The sequence below is a fragment of the Neobacillus niacini genome (genome assembly GCF_031456445.1).
GTDB classification, from domain to species: domain Bacteria; phylum Bacillota; class Bacilli; order Bacillales; family Cytobacillaceae; genus Neobacillus; species Neobacillus niacini_I.
On sequence record NZ_JAVDUQ010000056.1, the window covers coordinates 1 to 18,868 of the forward strand.

Here is an 18,868-nt window from a genome sequence, read left to right on the forward strand (position 1 = left end):
CGAACACGGAAGTTAAGCTTCTCAGCGCCGATGGTAGTTGGGGGCTGTCCCCCTGTGAGAGTAGGACGTTGCCAGGCACCAAAAAAGACAACCTGTTGAAGGTTGTCTTTTTTGGTTTTTGTGGATTTGGAAATGGTACATAAAAATGATAAAGTGGAACATATAATTCTAAAGTGGAACATAAAACAGATGAATTAGCACATATATGGTTTAATATGGAACATAAAATTGAAAACCATTAAAAAGGTACCTTTATAACTATGAAAAACACCTAATAAATGGTTTTTTGGATCAAATTGAGGGTTTAAATGTTAGCTAATCCAGGCATCTGCCTGGATTTTTTCGCGTTAAGAAGGTATTGGAACATAAAATAGACAAATCGGAACATAAATTTTTAAATTGGAACATAAAACAGACAATTTGGTACATATATGATGCAAGGTGAGACAAAAAATTTGTAGTAAAATAATTTTTTCTAAATACACAATCTACCCACTAGACCTTTATAAAAATTATGCTAAAGTTGGGGAAGGATATAAAAAGGGGGTAATTATTTTGTTAGAGAATAGTTTTGTAATGGTTGCCATAATCCTCGTTATCAATATTGTCTATGTTTCTTTTTTTACAATCAGAATGATCTTAACTTTAAAAGGACAGCGGTATTTGGCTGCAAGTCTCAGCATGTTTGAAGTGGTTATATATGTAATGGGACTCGGACTTGTGTTAAATAACCTAAATCAAATCCAAAACCTTGTTGCATATGCGGTGGGGTACGGAATTGGCGTTATCGTAGGAATGAAAATAGAAGAAAAACTTGCACTAGGCTATATTACCGTCAATGTAATTACATCCGAGTATGATAAAGATTTACCGGGAATACTTCGGGAAAAGGGATACGGTGTGACAAACTGGGAAGCTAATGGACTTGAGGGCGACCGGATGGCGATGCAAATCTTAACCCCGAGGAAATTTGAATTAAAGCTCTATGATACAATCAAGAAACTAGACCCAAAGGCATTTATTATTTCGTATGAACCAAAATCCATACACGGGGGATTCTGGGTCAAAACCGTGAAAAGAGGGAAATTATTTTCATGAGCCAAAAGAGCCAAAAGAAAATGCAATTTGAAGTTCAGGAAAATGAAACCATTGACGCGTGCCTAACACGAATGAAACAACAAGGATATGTCCCAATCAGAAGGCTTGAAAAGCCGATTTTTCAAGAAATCAAAAAGGGAAATGAGACCATTTATGAACCAATTGGTCGTCAAATTGTCTTTGAAGGACGACTTAATGAGTAAAACACGAACATTATGGTAATAACTAATTTTGATTGTTCGATATAATGGTTGACAGCTAAACGATTGGATTGTAATATAAGTGTGTAGCAAATGACAAATAATCTTACCCTCGTATATCAATGGGAATATGGCCCATAAGTTTCTACCCAATGACCGTAAATTATTGGACTATGAGGGAAAGTCAATATGTTCGGCAACAACAAAATTTGGGACGACCCCTAATTTTGTTGACCTTTTCATCAAGATGCCCGGACAAATGGCTTTCTCTTTTAGAGGATGCTATTTGTCTGGGCTTTTTATTTGGCTAAAAGGAGGATGCGGCATGACAAATCTTGTTGGTGTCATCATGGGAAGCAAATCAGACTGGGAAACAATGAAACATGCCTGTGAAATATTAGAAGAACTCGAAATTGCATATGAGAAAAAGGTAGTTTCTGCGCATCGCACACCAGATTTAATGTTTACCTATGCGCAAGAAGCGAGAGATAGAGGGTTAAAGATAATTATTGCAGGAGCAGGCGGGGCGGCACATCTTCCGGGAATGGTAGCAGCAAAAACAACTCTGCCCGTCATCGGGGTTCCGGTCCAATCAAAGGCCTTAAATGGGTTAGACTCCTTGCTTTCAATTGTGCAAATGCCGGGCGGAGTACCGGTGGCAACCGTTGCAATTGGTAAAGCAGGGGCAGTAAACGCAGGCCTTTTAGCTGCGCAAATTTTATCAATAGAAGACAGTGAATTAGCGGCTAAATTAGAAGCAAGACGCCATGCAATCAAAGAGGAAGTTCTAGAAAGCGGTGAGCAGCTTGTCTAAAAAAATAATCTTACCTGGGTCGACAATTGGCATTATAGGCGGTGGTCAATTAGGAAGAATGATGGCACTCTCCGCTAAGGCTCACGGATATCGAATTGCTGTCTTGGAGCCAGCAGCCGACTCCCCATGCGGCCAAGTTGCAGATACAGAAGTCATTGGGGCTTATGATGATCGGGAAGCAATCAGCCGATTAGCGGAAATTAGTGATGTGATTACCTACGAATTTGAAAGCATTGATGCGGATACACTTGAATGGATTTGTGAACGGGCATATGTTCCACAAGGACCTACATTGCTGACGATTACTCAAGACCGGATTAAGGAGAAAGCAGCAATTCGGCAGGCGGGTGTGGAAGTAGCGCCATACGAAATCATTTACAGTCTAGAAGATTTATTTTTAAAAATTGAAGCAATCGGCTATCCCGCTGTGTTGAAGACGGCAAGAGGCGGCTACGACGGTAAGGGACAGCTTGTCATAAAAGTTCAGCAGGACCTGCAAAAAGCGGAGGAACTCATCAAACAAGGTGCATGTGTGCTCGAAAAATGGATTCCATTTGAAAAAGAAATATCCGTCATCGTCACACGCAAGCTCGATGGGGAAACAGCGATATTCCCTGTGGCGGAAAACATCCATCAAGAAAATATATTACATCAAACGATTGTGCCTGCCCGCATTTCGCAAGATATCCAAGAAAATGCAATTGAAAAAGCAAAACAGATTGCTGACTCGTTAGAATTAGTTGGAACACTTGCAGTTGAAATGTTTTTAACAAGTGATGGAACAATATATATCAATGAACTGGCGCCACGGCCGCATAATTCAGGCCATTTTTCGATTGAAGCCTGCGAGACGTCACAGTTTGAGCAACATGTACGTGCTATTTGCAATCTGCCTTTAGGAAGCACAGAGCTATTAAAACCGGTAGTTATGGTCAACCTATTAGGAGAGCATCTTGAAAGCCTATATGAAGAAATTCCGGGTATGAAAGACTGGAAGGTCCATCTTTACGGAAAAAAAGAACCAAAGCTTAAACGAAAAATGGGACATGTGACGATATTACGTGATAATGTAACAATGGCCCTTGAAGAAATTGAACAAAGCTGCATTTGGAAAGTGAAAGAAAAGATCGGAGGATAAAACATGATTGATCGTTATACAAGACCTGAAATGGGTGCAATTTGGACAGAAGAAAACCGCTTTAATGCTTGGCTCGAAGTAGAAATCCTTGCTTGTGAAGCTTGGTCAGAGCTTGGTGAAATTCCGAAGGAGGATGTAAAAAAGCTTCGTGAACATGCATCCTTCAATATTGACAGAATTAATGAAATCGAATTAGAAACAAGACATGATGTTGTAGCCTTTACCCGGGCTGTATCGGAAACATTAGGCGAAGAACGCAAATGGGTTCATTACGGCTTAACTTCAACAGACGTGGTCGACACAGCTTTATCGTATGTCTTAAAACAGGCTAATGCGATTTTACTAAAAGATCTTGAAAACTTCGTTGAGATTTTAAAAAATAAAGCGCAAGAACACAAAATGACCGTTATGATGGGACGGACCCATGGCGTTCATGCCGAACCTACTACTTTTGGTTTGAAGCTTGCCCTTTGGTACGAGGAAATGAAACGAAATCTCGAACGCTTCAAACAGGCTGCAGCTGGCGTTGAATTTGGCAAAATTTCCGGTGCTGTTGGAACCTATGCCAATATCAATCCATTTGTTGAACAATATGTGTGTGAAAAGCTTGGCTTACAAAGAGCGCCAATCTCAACACAGACATTGCAGCGTGACCGTCATGCACACTACATGTCAACCCTTGCGTTGATTGCCACTTCGATTGAAAAATTTGCGGTTGAAGTTCGCGGTCTGCAAAAGAGTGAAACGCGCGAGGCTGAAGAGTTTTTTGCCAAAGGCCAAAAGGGATCATCGGCGATGCCGCATAAGCGGAACCCAATTGGTTCTGAAAATATGACAGGAATGGCTCGGGTGATTCGCGGCTATATGCTGACTGCCTATGAAAATGTTCCGCTATGGCATGAACGCGATATTTCTCACTCATCTGCAGAACGAGTTATCTTACCGGATGCGACGATTGCTCTAAATTACATGTTGAACCGTTTCGGTAACATTATTAAAAATCTAACGGTTTATCCGGAAAATATGAAGCGCAACATGGATCGCACACTTGGCTTAATTTATTCACAGCGCGTATTGCTTGCGTTGATTGATAAGGGATTATCACGTGAAGAGGCATATGATACCGTTCAGCCTAAAGCGATGGAAGCTTGGGAAAAGCAAGTTCCATTCCGCCAATTAGTCGAGGCTGAAACAAAGATTACCAGCCTGCTCACACCGGAAGAAATTGCAGACTGTTTTGATTACAGCTATCACCTGCAGCATGTGGATACAATCTTTGACCGCTTAGGTTTGAACTAAAAAATAAATAAGGGGCAGCAGTTGGGCCCCTCTTCTACTAATAAAATTCCCAATATTGCAAAATCTGGAGGCGTTCCCGATGAAAGAACTTCTATACGAAGGAAAAGCAAAAAGAATTTATAAAACGGAAAATGATCAAGTAGTTTTAGTGGAATATAAGGATTCAGCCACTGCCTTCAACGGGCAAAAGAAAGCAGACATCACCGGTAAAGGGCGTTTAAATAACGAAATTACCAGTTTGTTATTTTTAAAGTTAAAAGAACAAGGCATTGAGTCTCATTTTATCGAGCGGGTTTCGGAAATAGAACAGCTTGTGAAAAAGGTTGAAATTATTCCACTTGAAACAGTTGTCCGAAATGTTGCCGCCGGAAGCTTTTCCAAAAGACTCGGTGTTGAAGAAGGAACGCCGTTAAAAGCTCCAATTGTTGAATTTTACCTAAAAAATGATGAACTTGGCGACCCGCTTTTGACGAACGACCATATTCTTGAGTTGAACTTAGCTACAGAAGAAGAAATCAAGGTATTAAGAGAGAAAGCCTTAGAAGTTGATGCCGTTTTATCGAGCTTTTTTGAAGAATTGGGTATTCGTCTGATTGACTTTAAACTGGAGTTTGGAAAAGACGCGGAAGGGCACATCCTGCTTGCCGATGAAATATCACCTGATACCTGCAGATTGTGGGAGAAAGAAACAAATAAAAAGCTCGATAAAGATGTATTCCGTCGGGACCTTGGAAGCTTAACAGATGCATATGAAAATATTTTAGCGAGATTGGGAGGACATCAGCATGTATAAAGTAAAGGTATTTGTCACATTAAGAGAGAGCGTATTAGACCCGCAAGGTAAAGCAGTAACGAATTCTTTACACTCTTTAAATTACAAGGAAGTGGCCGATGTCCGTATCGGTAAATATATGGAGTTAACGATTGAAAAGTCTGACCGTGATATTCATGAAGTGATCAATGAAATTTGCACAAACCTATTAGCAAACCCGGTTATTGAAGATTACCGTTATGAAGTAGAGGAGTGTGTGGTCCAGTGAAATTTGCGGTAATTGTTTTTCCAGGATCAAACTGTGATATTGACATGTTTCATGCGATTAAAGATGAACTTGGGGAACAGGTTGAATATGTTTGGCATGATGAAAAAAGCCTAGATGAGTTTGATGGGATTTTACTTCCTGGCGGTTTTTCATACGGAGATTATTTGCGCTCGGGAGCCATTGCCCGTTTTAGTAACGTGATGAAAGAGGTAGTAAAAGCTGCTGAGGCAGGCAAGCCGGTTATGGGGATTTGCAACGGATTTCAAATCCTTTTGGAAGCTGGCTTGCTTCCGGGAGCGATGAGACGGAATGAAAGTTTATCCTTTATCTGTAAGCAGGTTGAATTAAAGGTAGAAAACAATCAAACGATGTTTACCTCGACTTTATCAGAAGGTCAAAGCATCACAATCCCGGTAGCTCACGGGGAAGGCAATTATTATTGCGACGAAGAAACACTGGCAAAGCTAAAGGCAAATAACCAAATCGTTTTTACCTACCAGGAAAATCCGAACGGAAGCTTAGAAAATATCGCTGGTATAATGAACGAAAAAGGAAACGTTTTAGGTATGATGCCGCATCCGGAAAGAGCTGTTGATGCTCTTTTAGGCAGTGCAGACGGACTGAAGTTGTTTCAATCGATTGTAAAGACTTGGAGGGAAGCACATGTTGTTAACGCGTGAACCAAATCCTAATGAGATCAAAGCAGAAAAAGTATATCAGCAAATGGGTTTGTCCGATGAAGAGTTTGCAATGGTTGAAAAGATTCTGGGACGTACACCAAATTATACCGAAACAGGGCTCTTTTCAGTTATGTGGTCTGAACACTGCAGCTACAAAAATTCAAAGCCAGTCCTAAAGAAGTTCCCGATCACGGGTGAGCGTGTTCTACAAGGTCCGGGGGAAGGTGCAGGGATTGTTGACATTGGCGATGAACAAGCCGTGGTTTTTAAAATCGAAAGTCATAACCATCCGTCTGCAATCGAACCGTATCAAGGAGCAGCTACCGGTGTCGGCGGAATCATTCGTGACGTTTTTTCGATGGGCGCACGTCCGATTGCCCTATTAAACTCACTTCGCTTCGGTGAATTAGATTCAGCACGTGTACGTTATTTATTTAAAGAAGTTGTTGCAGGGATTGCCGGCTATGGGAACTGTATCGGAATTCCAACCGTCGGCGGCGAAATTCAATTTGATCCATGCTATGAAGGAAATCCGTTAGTCAATGCGATGTGTGTTGGACTAATTGACCATAAAGATATTAAAAAAGGGCAGGCACATGGCGAAGGCAACACCGTTATGTATGTCGGTGCGAAAACAGGCCGTGACGGAATCCATGGTGCCACCTTTGCTTCTGAAGAATTGACGGAACAATCCAGTGAAGACCGTCCAGCGGTTCAAGTTGGGGATCCATTTATGGAAAAGCTTCTATTAGAAGCATGCCTAGAGCTCATTCAATCTGACGCCCTTGTTGGGATTCAGGATATGGGCGCAGCGGGCTTGGTTAGTTCCTCTGCGGAAATGGCTAGTAAGGCAGGAATGGGTATTGAAATGAACCTAGACCTTGTTCCACAGCGTGAGACAGGAATGACTCCATATGAAATGATGCTTTCTGAATCCCAAGAACGGATGCTCATTGTTGTGAAAAAGGGCAGAGAGCAAGAAATCGTTGATTTATTTGAAAAATATGATTTAGAGGCTGTCTCTATCGGGAAAGTTACGAGTGATAAACAGCTTCGCCTGCTTCATAACGGAGAAATCGTTGCAGATGTACCTGCTGATGCATTAGCAGAGGATGCACCGGTTTATCAAAAACCATCAATAGAACCGAGCTATTTTGCAGAGTTCCAGGCAATGGAGAATGAGATTCCTGTTGTAGAGGACATAAAAGCAACTCTAATAGACCTGTTAAGTCAGCCAACGGTTGCCAGCAAGGAATGGGTTTATGAGCAATATGATCATATGGTACGAACGAATACGGTTGTATCACCAGGCTCCGATGCAGCTGTAGTAAGAATTCGCGGTACTCGTAAAGCTTTGGCAATGACAACGGATTGTAATTCACGCTATGTGTATTTAGATCCAGAAATGGGCGGAAAAATTGCCGTTGCTGAAGCGGCCCGCAATATTGTTTGCTCAGGTGCGGAACCATTGGCAATCACCGATAACTTAAATTTCGGTAATCCGGAAAAACCTGAAGTTTTCTGGCAGATTGAAAAAGCGGCAGACGGAATGAGCGAAGCTTGCCGCGTTCTTTCAACTCCGGTAATTGGCGGAAACGTTTCATTATATAACGAAACAAGCGGAACAGCTATCTATCCAACACCGGTAGTAGGAATGGTTGGTTTAGTAACGGATTTAGATCATATTACTACACAAAATTTTAAAAACAGCGGCGATTTAATTTATCTCCTCGGGGAAACTAAGGATGAATTTGGCGGCAGTGAATTGCAAAAACTTCAGAACGGAAAAGTTTTTGGCCGTGCCCCTGAATTGAACGTCGAGATTGAAAAGGAAAGACAAAATCAAGTGCTAGCAGCAATCCGTGCAGGATTGGTTGAATCAGCTCATGACCTTTCTGAAGGTGGCTTAGGGGTAGCTTTAGCGGAAAGCCTTTTTGCAGACAATCAGCTTGGAGCGGAAGTAAGTATCACAGAAAATGCCGTATCAGCTTTGTTTAGTGAAACACAATCTCGTTTCCTGTTATCAGTGAAAAAAGAAAACCAAACAGAGTTTGAACGTTTAGTAGATGCAAAATTGATTGGGGAAGTAACCGATACAGCAACATTACAAGTATCAGGCGAAAACGGCCTTGTACTTGAAGCTTCGGTGGATGAATTAAAAGCTGCTTGGAAAGGAGCTATCCCATGCTTGCTGAAATCAAGGGATTAAATGAAGAATGTGGAGTATTTGGAGTTTGGGGACATCAAGATGCGGCACAGCTTACTTATTATGCACTTCACAGTCTGCAGCATCGTGGACAGGAAGGTACCGGAATTGTTGTAACCGATGGGAATAAGCTTAAAGGCGTAAAAGGTGAAGGGCTGGTTACGGAAATTTTTACAGCTGATGCCATGAAAGAATTAACCGGAAACGGCGCAATCGGCCACGTTCGGTATGCAACTGCTGGGGGCGGAGGATATGAAAATGTCCAGCCCCTGCTGTTCCATTCCCAAGTTGGCAGTCTTGCGCTTGCGCATAATGGGAATCTTGTAAATGTCAATTCACTCAAACATCAGCTGGAAGCACAGGGAAGTATTTTTCAAACAAGCTCAGATACAGAGGTATTGGCCCACTTAATGAAAAGAAGCGGATATTCTGAATTGAAAGATCAGGCGAAAAACGCACTTTCCATGTTAAAAGGGGCATATGCCTACTTGATTATGACGGAAACAGAATTATTAGTGGCGCTTGATCCGCATGGCTTAAGGCCCTTATCGCTTGGCTGCCTTGGTGATGCCTATGTAGTGGCATCGGAAACCTGTGCATTTGATGTCATCGGTGCAGAATATATCCGCGATGTTATGCCAGGGGAACTACTTATCATTAACGATAACGGTATTGTCTCGGAACAATTCGCGGTAAATTCAACAAAAGCCATTTGTATGATGGAATATATTTATTTTTCAAGACCTGATAGTGATATTCAAGGAATCAATGTTCATACAGCCCGGAAAAACCTTGGAAAGCAATTATATAAAGAAGCTCCGATTGAAGCAGATGTTGTAACTGGGGTGCCAGATTCAAGCATCTCTGCAGCGATTGGTTACGCTGAAGCCTCTAGTATCCCATACGAAATGGGGTTAATTAAAAACCGTTATGTTGGCAGGACGTTCATCCAGCCCTCACAATCGTTACGTGAACAAGGGGTTAAAATGAAGCTTTCACCGGTTCGTGGAGTTGTGGAAGGAAAACGGGTGGTCATGGTTGATGATTCCATCGTCCGCGGGACGACCAGCAGACGTATTGTTACCATGCTAAAAGATGCTGGAGCGACTGAAGTCCATGTTGTGATTAGCTCTCCACCAATAAAAAATCCATGTTTCTATGGAATTGATACATCAACAAAGGAAGAATTGATTGCTTCTGATAAATCAGTAGAGGAAATCAGAGAACTGATTGGTGCAGATTCGCTTACGTTTTTAAGTGTTGAAGGAATGGTTGAAGCGATTGGTAATAAGGATGGAAGCGGAACAGGCGGGTATTGCCTTGGCTGCTTTACAGGAAATTATCCGACAGAAATTTATCCAGATACACTTCAATACTATTATCAAAAATAGATAGGGGGAACTGTCATGGCGAATGCATATAAAGAGGCTGGTGTGAACATCGAAGCAGGCTATGAGGCGGTTGAAAGAATGAAAAAACATGTCCAAAAAACAGCAAGGGCTGGTGTAATTGGCGGTCTAGGCGGTTTTGGAGGAATGTTTGACCTATCTTCACTTCAATTGAAAGAGCCAGTTCTCGTGTCGGGAACAGACGGAGTCGGAACCAAGCTGATGCTTGCTTTTATGATGGATAAGCACGATACAATCGGCATCGATGCAGTAGCAATGTGTGTGAATGACATTGTGGTCCAAGGAGCAGAGCCGTTGTATTTTCTTGACTACATAGCCTGCGGAAAGGCTGTGCCAGAAAAAATTGAGGCAATTGTAAAAGGGATCGCAGATGGCTGTGAACAGGCAGGATGTGCCTTGATTGGCGGAGAGACAGCAGAAATGCCTGGTTTGTACGATGAATCGGAATATGATCTCGCTGGATTTTCAGTAGGGGCTTGTGAAAAATCACAATTGATTACGGGTGAAGCGATTAAGCCGGGAGATGTTCTGATCGGTTTAGCTTCGAGTGGAATTCACAGTAATGGCTATTCCCTTGTCCGCAAGGTTTTTGAAAATTGGTCTTTATCGGAGTATGTTGAAGAACTTGGCCGCACACTAGGAGAAGAGCTGCTCACGCCTACAAAAATCTATGTAAAATCGATTTTATCATCTTTGAAAAAGTTTAATTTAAAAGGAATGGCCCATATTACCGGCGGCGGTTTTATCGAGAATATTCCGAGAATGCTCCCAGAAGGTCTCGGTGCAGAAATTCAGGAACAAAGCTTTAGCATTCCTCCTGTGTTCAACCTGATGGAATCTGTTGGACAAATTGACCGGCAGGAGATGTATAATATCTTTAATATGGGAATTGGCATGGTGATTGCGGTGGATCGGGAGATTGCTTCCAATGTGCTTGAACATTTTGGACAATGCGGTGAAACAGCTTATGAAATCGGGATTGTAACGGAAACGGAAGGAATTAGCATCATCCCGGCTGGAGGAAGAAAATGAAAAAAATCGCTGTATTTGCATCAGGGAGCGGAAGTAATTTTCAAGCCATCATTGATGTCGTTCAATCAGGAGAGCTAAAGTCCGATATTTCACTTCTTGTTTGTGACAAACCTGGTGCATTTGCAGTTGAACGGGCAAATGCCGCCAGAATTCCAAGCTTTGTTTTTTCTGCTAAGGATTATCCATCAAAGGATGCCTATGAGAAGGATATTCTTGCGGAGTTAAAAAGGAGTGGAGTGGAATTTATCGTTCTCGCCGGCTACATGCGTTTAATTGGTCCAACCCTATTACGAGAGTATCAAGGGAAAATCGTCAATATTCATCCATCCTTGCTTCCTGCTTTTCCAGGTAAAGATGCGATTGGTCAGGCACTTGAAGCAAAAGCAATGTGGAGCGGTGTAACCATTCATTTTGTTGATGAGGGAATGGATACTGGACCGATTATTGTACAAGAACGCGTTCGTTTGGATGAAAATGAGACACGGGAAAGCCTGCAGAATAAAATCCATGCAATTGAACACAAGCTATATCCGGCAATTTTACAGGTGCTTTTAACACAAGGGGGTATTGTAAATGGCAAAAAAGCGAGCACTTATTAGTGTATCAGATAAAACAGGGGTAATCGAGTTTGCGAAAGAATTAGTGAATCTTGGTTTTGAAATTATTTCTACGGGCGGAACAAAGAAAGCTATTCAAGAACAAGGGATTCCGGTTCTTAGTGTAAGTGATGTTACCGGGTTTCCGGAAATTTTGGAAGGCCGCGTAAAAACCTTGAATCCGTTTATTCATGGTGGGCTATTGGCAAAGCACGATGACACCGCGCATCAAAGTCAATTAGAAGAGCACGGAATTGAGCCGATTCAGCTAGTGTGTGTAAACCTTTATCCTTTTCAGCAAACCATTGCAAAGCCGGATGTAACGGTCGCAGATGCAATTGAAAATATTGATATTGGCGGACCGACTATGCTCCGTGCTTCAGCAAAAAATCATCAATATATCACAGTGGTAGTGGATCCTGCAGATTATCAAACGGTTGCAGAGGAATTAAAAGCGGAAGGTCAAACGAAGCTTGAGACAAGAGTAAAGCTTGCTGCAAAGGTATTCCGTCATACTGCTGCATATGATGCGCTAATTGCTCAATACATGACAGATTTAGCCCAAGAAGAAACGCCTGAAAAATTAACCGTAACCTATGAGTTGAAACAATCACTTCGTTATGGAGAAAATCCACACCAAAAAGCAGCTTTTTATAAAAAGCCATTAGGATCTTCTTTTTCAATCGCAAATGCAGAGCAGCTTCACGGGAAAGAGCTTTCCTATAACAACATTAATGATGCAGACGCTGCGCTACAGATTGTGAAGGATTTCTCAGAGCCAGCTGCTGTTGCGGTGAAGCATATGAATCCATGCGGTGTCGGCACAGGCAATACAGTGTATGATGCTTTTGAAAAAGCATTCGCTGCTGACCCTGTTTCGATTTTTGGAGGAATCATTGCATTGAACCGAGAAGTGGATGCGCAAACAGCAGGAAAACTTCGTGAAATTTTCTTAGAAATTATTATAGCTCCTTCTTTTTCAGAGGAAGCCTTGACGATTTTAACCGGGAAGAAGAATCTTCGCCTTTTAACTATTCCATTTGAACAAGCGAAAAAAGCCGAGTTAAAGATGACCACGATTGAAGGCGGGCTGCTTGTCCAGGAACAAGATCGTTACACGCTTGAAGATGCAACCATCACCATTCCAACGAAAAGACAACCAACAGAAGCAGAGTGGGAATCATTGAAGCTTGGCTGGCAGGTTGTTAAACATGTCAAATCAAATGCCATTGTTGTTGCAAGAAATGGGATGACCATTGGGATTGGCGCTGGACAGATGAATCGTGTTGGAGCTGCCGATATTGCCCTTAAACAGGCTGGAGAAAAAGCGGTGGGCGCAGGACTTGCCTCTGATGCCTTTTTCCCAATGAACGATACCGTTGAAGCAGCGGCAAATGCAGGAATCACTGCGATTATTCAGCCGGGCGGATCGATTCGCGATGAAGATTCCATTAAAAAAGCGGATGAGTACGGGATTGCCATGGTCTTTACAGGAGTAAGACATTTCAAACACTAATGGGGGTGTAGTTTGTGAAGGTTTTAATCATTGGCCGTGGTGGAAGAGAGCATGCGATTTGCCGAAAAGTGAGCGAAAGCTCTTCGGTTGATCAGGTTTTTGTTGCTCCAGGGAATCCTGGAATGGAAGATGTAGCAAAGCTTGTACCAATCACAGAGTCCGAACAGGAAAAATTGATTCAATTTGCTAAGGAAGAAGGAATCGGGTTAACGATTATTGGTCCTGAGGTTCCTCTCCTTGAAGGCCTTGCCGATCGTTTCACGGAAGCAGGTCTTCCTGTATTCGGTCCAAAGAAAGCGGCTGCTGAAATTGAAGGCAGCAAGTCGTTTGCAAAAGAATTAATGGAAAAATACCAAATACCGACTGCAGATTATGCAGTGTTTACTTCTTTTGAGGAAGCAAGAGATTATGTAGAAGAAAAAGGTGCACCGATTGTTATCAAAGCGGACGGACTAGCAGCAGGAAAAGGTGTCACTGTAGCGATGACGAAAGAGGAAGCTTTGGAAAGCCTAGAAGAAATGCTTGTCGGCGCCAAGTTCGGAGCAGCTTCCTCCCGAGTTGTCATTGAGGAATTTTTGGACGGCGAAGAGTTTTCCTTGATGGCTTTTGTAAATGGTGAGACGGTGATTCCTCTTGAAATCGCCCAAGATCATAAACGGGCATTTGATGGGGACCAAGGTCCCAATACGGGAGGAATGGGAGCTTATTCTCCTGTGCCACAAATTAGTGATGAAATGGTCCAAACTGCGGTGGAAACAATTCTTATCCCTGCAGCAAAAGCAATGGTTTCAGAAGGACGGAGTTTTTGCGGAATTTTATATGCCGGACTGATTGCAACGGATAAGGGTCCAAAGGTAATTGAATTTAACGCAAGATTCGGGGACCCTGAAACTCAGGTTATTTTACCAAGATTAAAATCTGATTTGGTTCAAGTTATTTTTGAGCTATTGGATGGCCGAGCACCAAGCCTTGAATGGGACGTGCAGACAATGATCGGGGTTGTCGTGGCGGCAAAGGGTTATCCTGAAAGCTATGACAAGGGTGCTGTTCTTAAAGGATTAGACGAATTTAGTGAAAAAGCTTATGTTTTTCATGCGGGAACGGCTAAAAACGAGCATGGGGAGTTTATTACAAATGGCGGAAGAGTGCTGCTTGTCGGCGCACTTGGGGCAAGCATAGAGGATGCCCAGAAAAAAGTGTATTCAGAAATGGAAAATATGCAATGTGATGGTGTCTTTTATCGAAAGGATATCGGTGCCAAAGCAGCGAAGTTTGTGAAGAACTAATTTTAAGAGGACTGGCCTATTTTTGTGCCAGCCCTCTTTTCATATTCGAGATTAATTCTGGTTGATAGTGCCCGTGAAGCGAGGAAAATCAAAAGAACGGGAACTATCAGGGGTGGATAGTGCCCGTGAAGCGGAAAAAATCAAGAGAACGGGAACTACCAGTGGTGGATAGTGCCCGTGAAGCGAGGAAAATCAAGAGAGCGGGAACTATCAGGGGGGGATAGTGCCCGTGAAGCAAAAAAAATCGAGAGAACGGGAACTACCAGTGGTGGATAGTGCCCGTGAAGCGGAAAAAATCAAGAGAATGGGAACTATCAGTGGTGGATAGTTCCCGTAAAGCGGAAAAATTCAAGAGAGCGGGAACTATCAGTGGTGGATAGTGCCCGTGAAGCGGGAAAAATCAAGAGAGCGGGAACTATCAGTGGTGGATAGTTCCCGTGAAGCGGAAAAAATCAAGAGAGCGGGAACTATCGAGGGTGGATAGTGCCCGTGAAGCAGAAAAAATCAAGAGAGCGGGAACTATCGAGGGTGGATAGTGCCCGTGAAGCGGAAAAAATCAAGAGAACGGGAACTATCAGGGGTGGATAGTGCCCTTGAAGCGGAAAAAATCAAGAGAACGGGAACTACCAGTAGTGGATAGTTTTCGTGAAGCGGAAAAAATCAAGTGAGTGGTACAAAGGTGAAAAGCACCCGTAAAACGAGAAAATGCCCTTCCTTGGTAAAAGGAAAGGCACTCAAAGAAGAAATAGCAATTAAGTCGGATTATAAGGCAGAACCTCATCCCCATCAAGATTCGTTAAACCCTCCAACCCATCCATTGATTCCTGGTGAGGCTCCGACTTTTTAATTTCAGGATTCATGACAGGGCATTTTTTATAAAGAGCTGTTACAGGACAGTAACGGACGATTCCTTCCGCCACCTTCATCGCACCACAAACAGCTGCCAATAAATAAGAATCCCTCCACGGTCTTTTAACAAGCTTGGCAGTTGCCCAAGCCAGAACAGTCAATCCAAATGTAATGCGAATTAAGGCATTTAAAATCCCGATATTTGGTTTGATATTCATTTTGTTCACTCCTTCACAAAAATTTTACATTATTTATCAAGTCTTTACTGCTTTACATTGCGAAATATGATAGTATAATAACAAATGGATTTTGTAAGGGTTTTCTTTGCGATTAAATCAATATTCTTTTATAGATAAATAGACTTAAAGAGGGAGGGATATCGTGTGCTGGAACAACGTTATCGATGGAAAAATAAACATTTACGGACGCATGTATCAGTATTGGAAGGGAAAACTTCGCCCACCATTTTATTAAAAAATGCTTTGTATTTAAATCAGGCCTTTCGCCAATGGATGAGAGCTAATATTTGGATTTATGATGATCGGATTGTGTATGTCGGCGAAAATTTGCCGGTAAAATTAAAGAACTGCGAAATCATTGATTGTACAAATGAAATCCTTGTTCCCGGATACATTGAACCGCATGCCCATCCGTTTCAATTATATAATCCCCTTACGTTAGCGGAATATGCATCACAATTTGGAACGACAACCTTAATTAATGACAATATGGCGCTTATTTTAAACTTAAAAAAAAGGGAAGCGTTTTCATTGCTGAGGGAGCTGCGGAACATTCCGACCACGATGTTTTGGTGGAGCCGTTTTGATTCGCAAACTGAAATATTAGGGGAAGAGGAAACATTTTCACATAGTAATGTGAAATTGTGGCTTGAGCACGATGCAGTCCTTCAGGGCGGGGAATTAACCGGTTGGCCGAAGCTTCTGGACGGCGACGATATGATGCTTCATTGGATCCAGGAAGCAAAGAGGATGAGGAAGAAAATTGAAGGCCATTTTCCGGGTGCATCAGAAAAGACGTTAGCGAAACTGATGCTGCTTGGAGCGGATTGCGACCATGAGTCTATGACAGGAGAAGAAGTTTATAATCGTCTTATGCAAGGTTATATGGTGACATTACGCCACTCATCGATTCGGCCTGATTTACCCGTTCTTCTAGATGATATTAAACGTATAGGGATTCAAACATATGACCGGTTTATGTTTACAACTGATGGGTCGACATCCAACTTTTACGAGCAAGGAATTATAGATCAAATGATTCGGATTGCAATCGAAAAGGACGTTCCTGTGATGGATGCTTATAATATGGCAACGATTAATGTCGCAAGGTATTATAATATTGAACATTTACATGGAAGTATTGCTACTGGACGGGTTGCTAATATTAACTTTTTATCAAGTGTTGAAGATCCAACCCCTGTTTCTGTTCTTGCAAAAGGTAAATGGGTTAAACGCGATGGGAAGCCAACAGAATTAAATACGCAGATTAACTGGTCGGATTTCGGACTTAAACCATTGCAATTGGATTGGGATTTGTCCATAGATGATTTGCAATTTTCGATGCCATTTGGAATTAAAATGGAGAATTCTGTTATAACCAAACCATACTCCATAGCCATTGATGTTTCAGGCGATGAACTGCCTACAAATCATGATGAAAGCTTTTTTACATTGATTGACCGTAAAGGTAATTGGAGAATCAATACCATGTTAAAGGGCTTTACTTCTAAAGTATCTGCTCTGGCAAGTTCTTATTCGATCACTGGAGATATTATTTTAATTGGTAAAAACAAACAGGATATAATCCATGCTTTTAATCGAATGAAAGAACTTGGCGGAGGAATTGTTTTAGTTCAGGATGGTCAAGTGATATGTGAAATTCCTTTATCATTAGGGGGGATTATGTCAGACAAACCGATGGAACGTTTAATGGAGGAAGAAAAAAGACTACTTGAAGAACTGAGTGAACGAGGTTATTCATTCGGTGATCCAATCAGCAGTTTGTTGTTTTTCTCTTCTACACATTTACCGTATATTCGGATCACCCAACAAGGAATGTACGATGTGATGAATAAAACAGTACTCTTTCCGACTATAATGCGTTAAAATGTAAATAAGTTAGTGCGTTACAGTATAAAAGTCTTTTAACCGAAAATAGGGGTGGCTATTGATGAAGAAATGGGCGGTCATAGTGGCAGCTGTCTTCTTATTGTTGTCCGGATGCAGCAAAAAAGAATCTGTCAAAAAGCCTGATGAGAACGCGAAAAAAGATGTAGGGAAAGTCGAACAAAAAGCGGCTGAAAAAAATGAATTCCCATATTATTTTCCTTTAACAGGAAAGGGTTCACAGACTGAAACAGACAGCAGGGCCGTTGCGGTAATGATTAATAACCATCCGGCAGCAAGACCGCAATCAGGTTTAAACAAGGCAGATATCGTTTATGAAATTTTGGCTGAAGGAAATATCACAAGATTTCTTGCCGTATTTCAAAGCGAAAAACCGAAAAATATCGGACCGGTCAGAAGCGCCCGGGATTATTATATTGATTTAGCCAAAGGGTTAAATGCACTCTATATTGCTCACGGCTATAGTCCGGAAGCAAAGAAAATGCTTAATTCCGGCTATATTGATAACTTAAATGGTATAGTGTATGACGGAACTCTTTTCCATCGTGCAAGTTTTAGAGTAGCACCGCACAATTCCTATATCACCTATGATAATGTTTTAAAGGGTGCGAAGATGAACCATTATTCAATGGATAAAACCCCGCCTGCCTTTAAATTCCTTTCAGAAGAAAAGGCTAAAAAGGTTACAGGAAACGATGCTAAATCGGTAAAAATTTCTTATTACACCAGCGGCGATTTTGATTGTGTGTATGAGTATGATTCCACCACAGGGAAATATAAGCGTTTCCAGGGTGGGGAACAAACCGTTGATTTAGAAACAAAAGATCCGATTCTTCTGGACAATATTTTTATTGTTGAGGCAAAGCATGAAGTAATCGATAAGAAAGGTCGACGTACCATTGATTTTCAATCCGGTGGAAAAGGTTATTTGGTACAAATGGGGAAAGTGAACGAAGTGGAATGGAAAAATGAAAATGGTCGGATTGTTCCAATGAAGAATGGAGAAGAAGTTCCATTTGTCCAAGGAAAAACATGGGTAAATGTGGTTCCTACTGACCCAGGAATGCAAAAAAGCGTTTCGTTTAATGTGAAATAATTTTATTCAAACTAAAGGGGTATAAAATATGCAAATAAATAAGCTAAGAGGGAAAGAACTGGACCAACTTTTTCTAGGAATTCTTTCGTTAAAAGACCTTGAAGAATGTTATCGTTTTTTTGATGATCTTTGCACGATTAATGAAATTCAGTCATTGGCCCAACGCTTAGAAGTAGCGAGAATGCTTCGGGAAGGAAATACCTATCACCGGATTGAAACAGAAACAGGTGCTAGTACAGCAACCATTTCACGTGTGAAACGCTGCTTAAACTATGGTAATGATACCTATGAAATGGTGCTCAAACGAATCAAGGAAGAACAATCTACAACTTCAGAGGAAGCATAGTCGAAAAAACCGGAGAGAAACTGATATTATCCCTCCTGTGTAGCCAGTATGAAAAAAAACCATACTGGCTAACACAGGAGGGATTTATTTTGGCTAAAAAAGGGCAAAAATTCATA

The 18,868-nt window shown here is 41.7% G+C and carries 18 protein-coding genes, 1 rRNA gene and 1 riboswitch; of the genes, 18 read left to right on the plus strand and 1 reads right to left on the minus strand.

All coding sequences use genetic code 11. The features are described from left to right. The 15 genes from rrf to purD all read left to right on the plus strand — a co-directional run. Positions 1-77: ribosomal RNA gene (gene rrf / locus J2Y67_RS28205) — 5S ribosomal RNA — on the plus strand; the annotation flags it as partial. Positions 78-555: 478 nt separating this feature from the next. Then, positions 556-1,098 carry a DUF2179 domain-containing protein gene (locus tag J2Y67_RS26290; protein WP_310178934.1) on the plus strand — a complete coding sequence of 181 codons (543 nt, stop codon included), beginning with the start codon at positions 556-558 and terminating at the stop codon, positions 1,096-1,098. Further along, on the plus strand, positions 1,095-1,301 hold the full coding sequence (locus J2Y67_RS26295; protein ID WP_310178936.1) for an NETI motif-containing protein: 207 nt from the start codon (positions 1,095-1,097) through the stop codon (positions 1,299-1,301). The genes J2Y67_RS26290 and J2Y67_RS26295 overlap by 4 nt, the downstream gene beginning before the upstream one ends. 89 nt (positions 1,302-1,390) lie before the next feature. After that, positions 1,391-1,492, plus strand: a riboswitch (purine riboswitch). 131 nt (positions 1,493-1,623) lie between these two features. Beyond that, complete coding sequence (gene purE, locus J2Y67_RS26300) at positions 1,624-2,112, plus strand: 5-(carboxyamino)imidazole ribonucleotide mutase (RefSeq protein WP_310178939.1); 489 nt, start codon at positions 1,624-1,626, stop codon at positions 2,110-2,112. Next, a complete protein-coding gene (gene purK, locus J2Y67_RS26305) occupies positions 2,105-3,250 on the plus strand; it encodes a 5-(carboxyamino)imidazole ribonucleotide synthase (RefSeq protein WP_310178941.1) in 1,146 nt (381 codons plus the stop codon). The genes purE and purK overlap by 8 nt, the downstream gene beginning before the upstream one ends. Positions 3,251-3,253: 3 nt before the next feature. After that, positions 3,254-4,549, plus strand: a complete 1,296-nt coding sequence (gene purB / locus J2Y67_RS26310; RefSeq protein WP_310178943.1) for an adenylosuccinate lyase — start codon at positions 3,254-3,256, stop codon at positions 4,547-4,549. A gap of 79 nt (positions 4,550-4,628) precedes the next feature. After that, positions 4,629-5,342 (plus strand): phosphoribosylaminoimidazolesuccinocarboxamide synthase, encoded by a 714-nt coding sequence (gene purC, locus J2Y67_RS26315; RefSeq protein WP_310178945.1) that lies wholly within the window; start codon positions 4,629-4,631, stop codon positions 5,340-5,342. Continuing rightward, on the plus strand, positions 5,335-5,589 hold the full coding sequence (purS, locus tag J2Y67_RS26320; RefSeq protein WP_310178947.1) for a phosphoribosylformylglycinamidine synthase subunit PurS: 255 nt from the start codon (positions 5,335-5,337) through the stop codon (positions 5,587-5,589). Before purC ends, purS begins: the two co-directional genes overlap by 8 nt. Further along, positions 5,586-6,269 (plus strand): phosphoribosylformylglycinamidine synthase subunit PurQ, encoded by a 684-nt coding sequence (gene purQ / locus J2Y67_RS26325; protein ID WP_310178949.1) that lies wholly within the window; start codon positions 5,586-5,588, stop codon positions 6,267-6,269. Before purS ends, purQ begins: the two co-directional genes overlap by 4 nt. Further along, positions 6,253-8,478, plus strand: coding sequence for a phosphoribosylformylglycinamidine synthase subunit PurL (gene purL, locus J2Y67_RS26330; RefSeq protein WP_310178950.1), 2,226 nt, complete (start codon positions 6,253-6,255; stop codon positions 8,476-8,478). Before purQ ends, purL begins: the two co-directional genes overlap by 17 nt. Next, the gene (gene purF / locus J2Y67_RS26335) at positions 8,454-9,866 is read left to right on the plus strand and encodes an amidophosphoribosyltransferase (protein WP_310178952.1); all 1,413 of its coding nucleotides are present in this window, start codon (positions 8,454-8,456) and stop codon (positions 9,864-9,866) included. Before purL ends, purF begins: the two co-directional genes overlap by 25 nt. A gap of 15 nt (positions 9,867-9,881) precedes the next feature. Beyond that, on the plus strand, positions 9,882-10,916 hold the full coding sequence (gene purM, locus J2Y67_RS26340; RefSeq protein WP_310178954.1) for a phosphoribosylformylglycinamidine cyclo-ligase: 1,035 nt from the start codon (positions 9,882-9,884) through the stop codon (positions 10,914-10,916). Then, a complete protein-coding gene (purN, locus tag J2Y67_RS26345; protein ID WP_310178957.1) occupies positions 10,913-11,515 on the plus strand; it encodes a phosphoribosylglycinamide formyltransferase in 603 nt (200 codons plus the stop codon). Before purM ends, purN begins: the two co-directional genes overlap by 4 nt. Further along, complete coding sequence (gene purH / locus J2Y67_RS26350) at positions 11,490-13,028, plus strand: bifunctional phosphoribosylaminoimidazolecarboxamide formyltransferase/IMP cyclohydrolase (protein ID WP_310178958.1); 1,539 nt, start codon at positions 11,490-11,492, stop codon at positions 13,026-13,028. Before purN ends, purH begins: the two co-directional genes overlap by 26 nt. A 14-nt stretch (positions 13,029-13,042) precedes the next feature. Continuing rightward, positions 13,043-14,314 carry a phosphoribosylamine--glycine ligase gene (gene purD, locus J2Y67_RS26355; RefSeq protein WP_310178961.1) on the plus strand — a complete coding sequence of 424 codons (1,272 nt, stop codon included), beginning with the start codon at positions 13,043-13,045 and terminating at the stop codon, positions 14,312-14,314. A gap of 752 nt (positions 14,315-15,066) precedes the next feature. On the opposite strand, the gene J2Y67_RS26360 is transcribed toward purD, so the two are convergent. Beyond that, entirely contained in the window at positions 15,067-15,381 is a 315-nt protein-coding gene (locus J2Y67_RS26360) for a YgaP family membrane protein (protein ID WP_310178963.1), read from the minus strand. A 165-nt stretch (positions 15,382-15,546) separates the two neighbouring features. On the opposite strand from J2Y67_RS26360, the gene J2Y67_RS26365 reads away from it, so the two are divergent. The 3 genes from J2Y67_RS26365 to J2Y67_RS26375 all read left to right on the plus strand — a co-directional run bounded on the left by J2Y67_RS26365 (position 15,547) and on the right by J2Y67_RS26375 (position 18,752). Then, entirely contained in the window at positions 15,547-17,289 is a 1,743-nt protein-coding gene (locus J2Y67_RS26365; RefSeq protein WP_310178964.1) for an adenine deaminase C-terminal domain-containing protein, read from the plus strand. Between the two features lie 64 nt (positions 17,290-17,353). Continuing rightward, the gene (locus J2Y67_RS26370) at positions 17,354-18,406 is read left to right on the plus strand and encodes a DUF3048 domain-containing protein (RefSeq protein WP_310178966.1); all 1,053 of its coding nucleotides are present in this window, start codon (positions 17,354-17,356) and stop codon (positions 18,404-18,406) included. Between the two features lie 28 nt (positions 18,407-18,434). Beyond that, on the plus strand, positions 18,435-18,752 hold the full coding sequence (locus tag J2Y67_RS26375; RefSeq protein WP_310178968.1) for a YerC/YecD family TrpR-related protein: 318 nt from the start codon (positions 18,435-18,437) through the stop codon (positions 18,750-18,752). Positions 18,753-18,868 lie beyond the last annotated feature (116 nt).

Excerpts from the sequence above, each read along its gene's own strand:
- purL (WP_310178950.1), top strand. The coding sequence starts at position 6,253 with ATGTTGTTAACGCGTGAACCAAATCCTAATGAGATCAAAGCAGAAAAA.
- purH (WP_310178958.1), top strand. The coding sequence starts at position 11,490 with ATGGCAAAAAAGCGAGCACTTATTAGTGTATCAGATAAAACAGGGGTA.
- purS (WP_310178947.1), top strand. The coding sequence starts at position 5,335 with ATGTATAAAGTAAAGGTATTTGTCACATTAAGAGAGAGCGTATTAGAC.
- J2Y67_RS26360 (WP_310178963.1), bottom strand. The coding sequence starts at position 15,381 with ATGAATATCAAACCAAATATCGGGATTTTAAATGCCTTAATTCGCATT.
- purE (WP_310178939.1), top strand. The coding sequence starts at position 1,624 with ATGACAAATCTTGTTGGTGTCATCATGGGAAGCAAATCAGACTGGGAA.
- J2Y67_RS26370 (WP_310178966.1), top strand. The coding sequence starts at position 17,354 with ATGAAGAAATGGGCGGTCATAGTGGCAGCTGTCTTCTTATTGTTGTCC.
- purC (WP_310178945.1), top strand. The coding sequence starts at position 4,629 with ATGAAAGAACTTCTATACGAAGGAAAAGCAAAAAGAATTTATAAAACG.
- purF (WP_310178952.1), top strand. The coding sequence starts at position 8,454 with ATGCTTGCTGAAATCAAGGGATTAAATGAAGAATGTGGAGTATTTGGA.
- J2Y67_RS26375 (WP_310178968.1), top strand. The coding sequence starts at position 18,435 with ATGCAAATAAATAAGCTAAGAGGGAAAGAACTGGACCAACTTTTTCTA.
- J2Y67_RS26295 (WP_310178936.1), top strand. The coding sequence starts at position 1,095 with ATGAGCCAAAAGAGCCAAAAGAAAATGCAATTTGAAGTTCAGGAAAAT.
- purN (WP_310178957.1), top strand. The coding sequence starts at position 10,913 with ATGAAAAAAATCGCTGTATTTGCATCAGGGAGCGGAAGTAATTTTCAA.
- purM (WP_310178954.1), top strand. The coding sequence starts at position 9,882 with ATGGCGAATGCATATAAAGAGGCTGGTGTGAACATCGAAGCAGGCTAT.
- purB (WP_310178943.1), top strand. The coding sequence starts at position 3,254 with ATGATTGATCGTTATACAAGACCTGAAATGGGTGCAATTTGGACAGAA.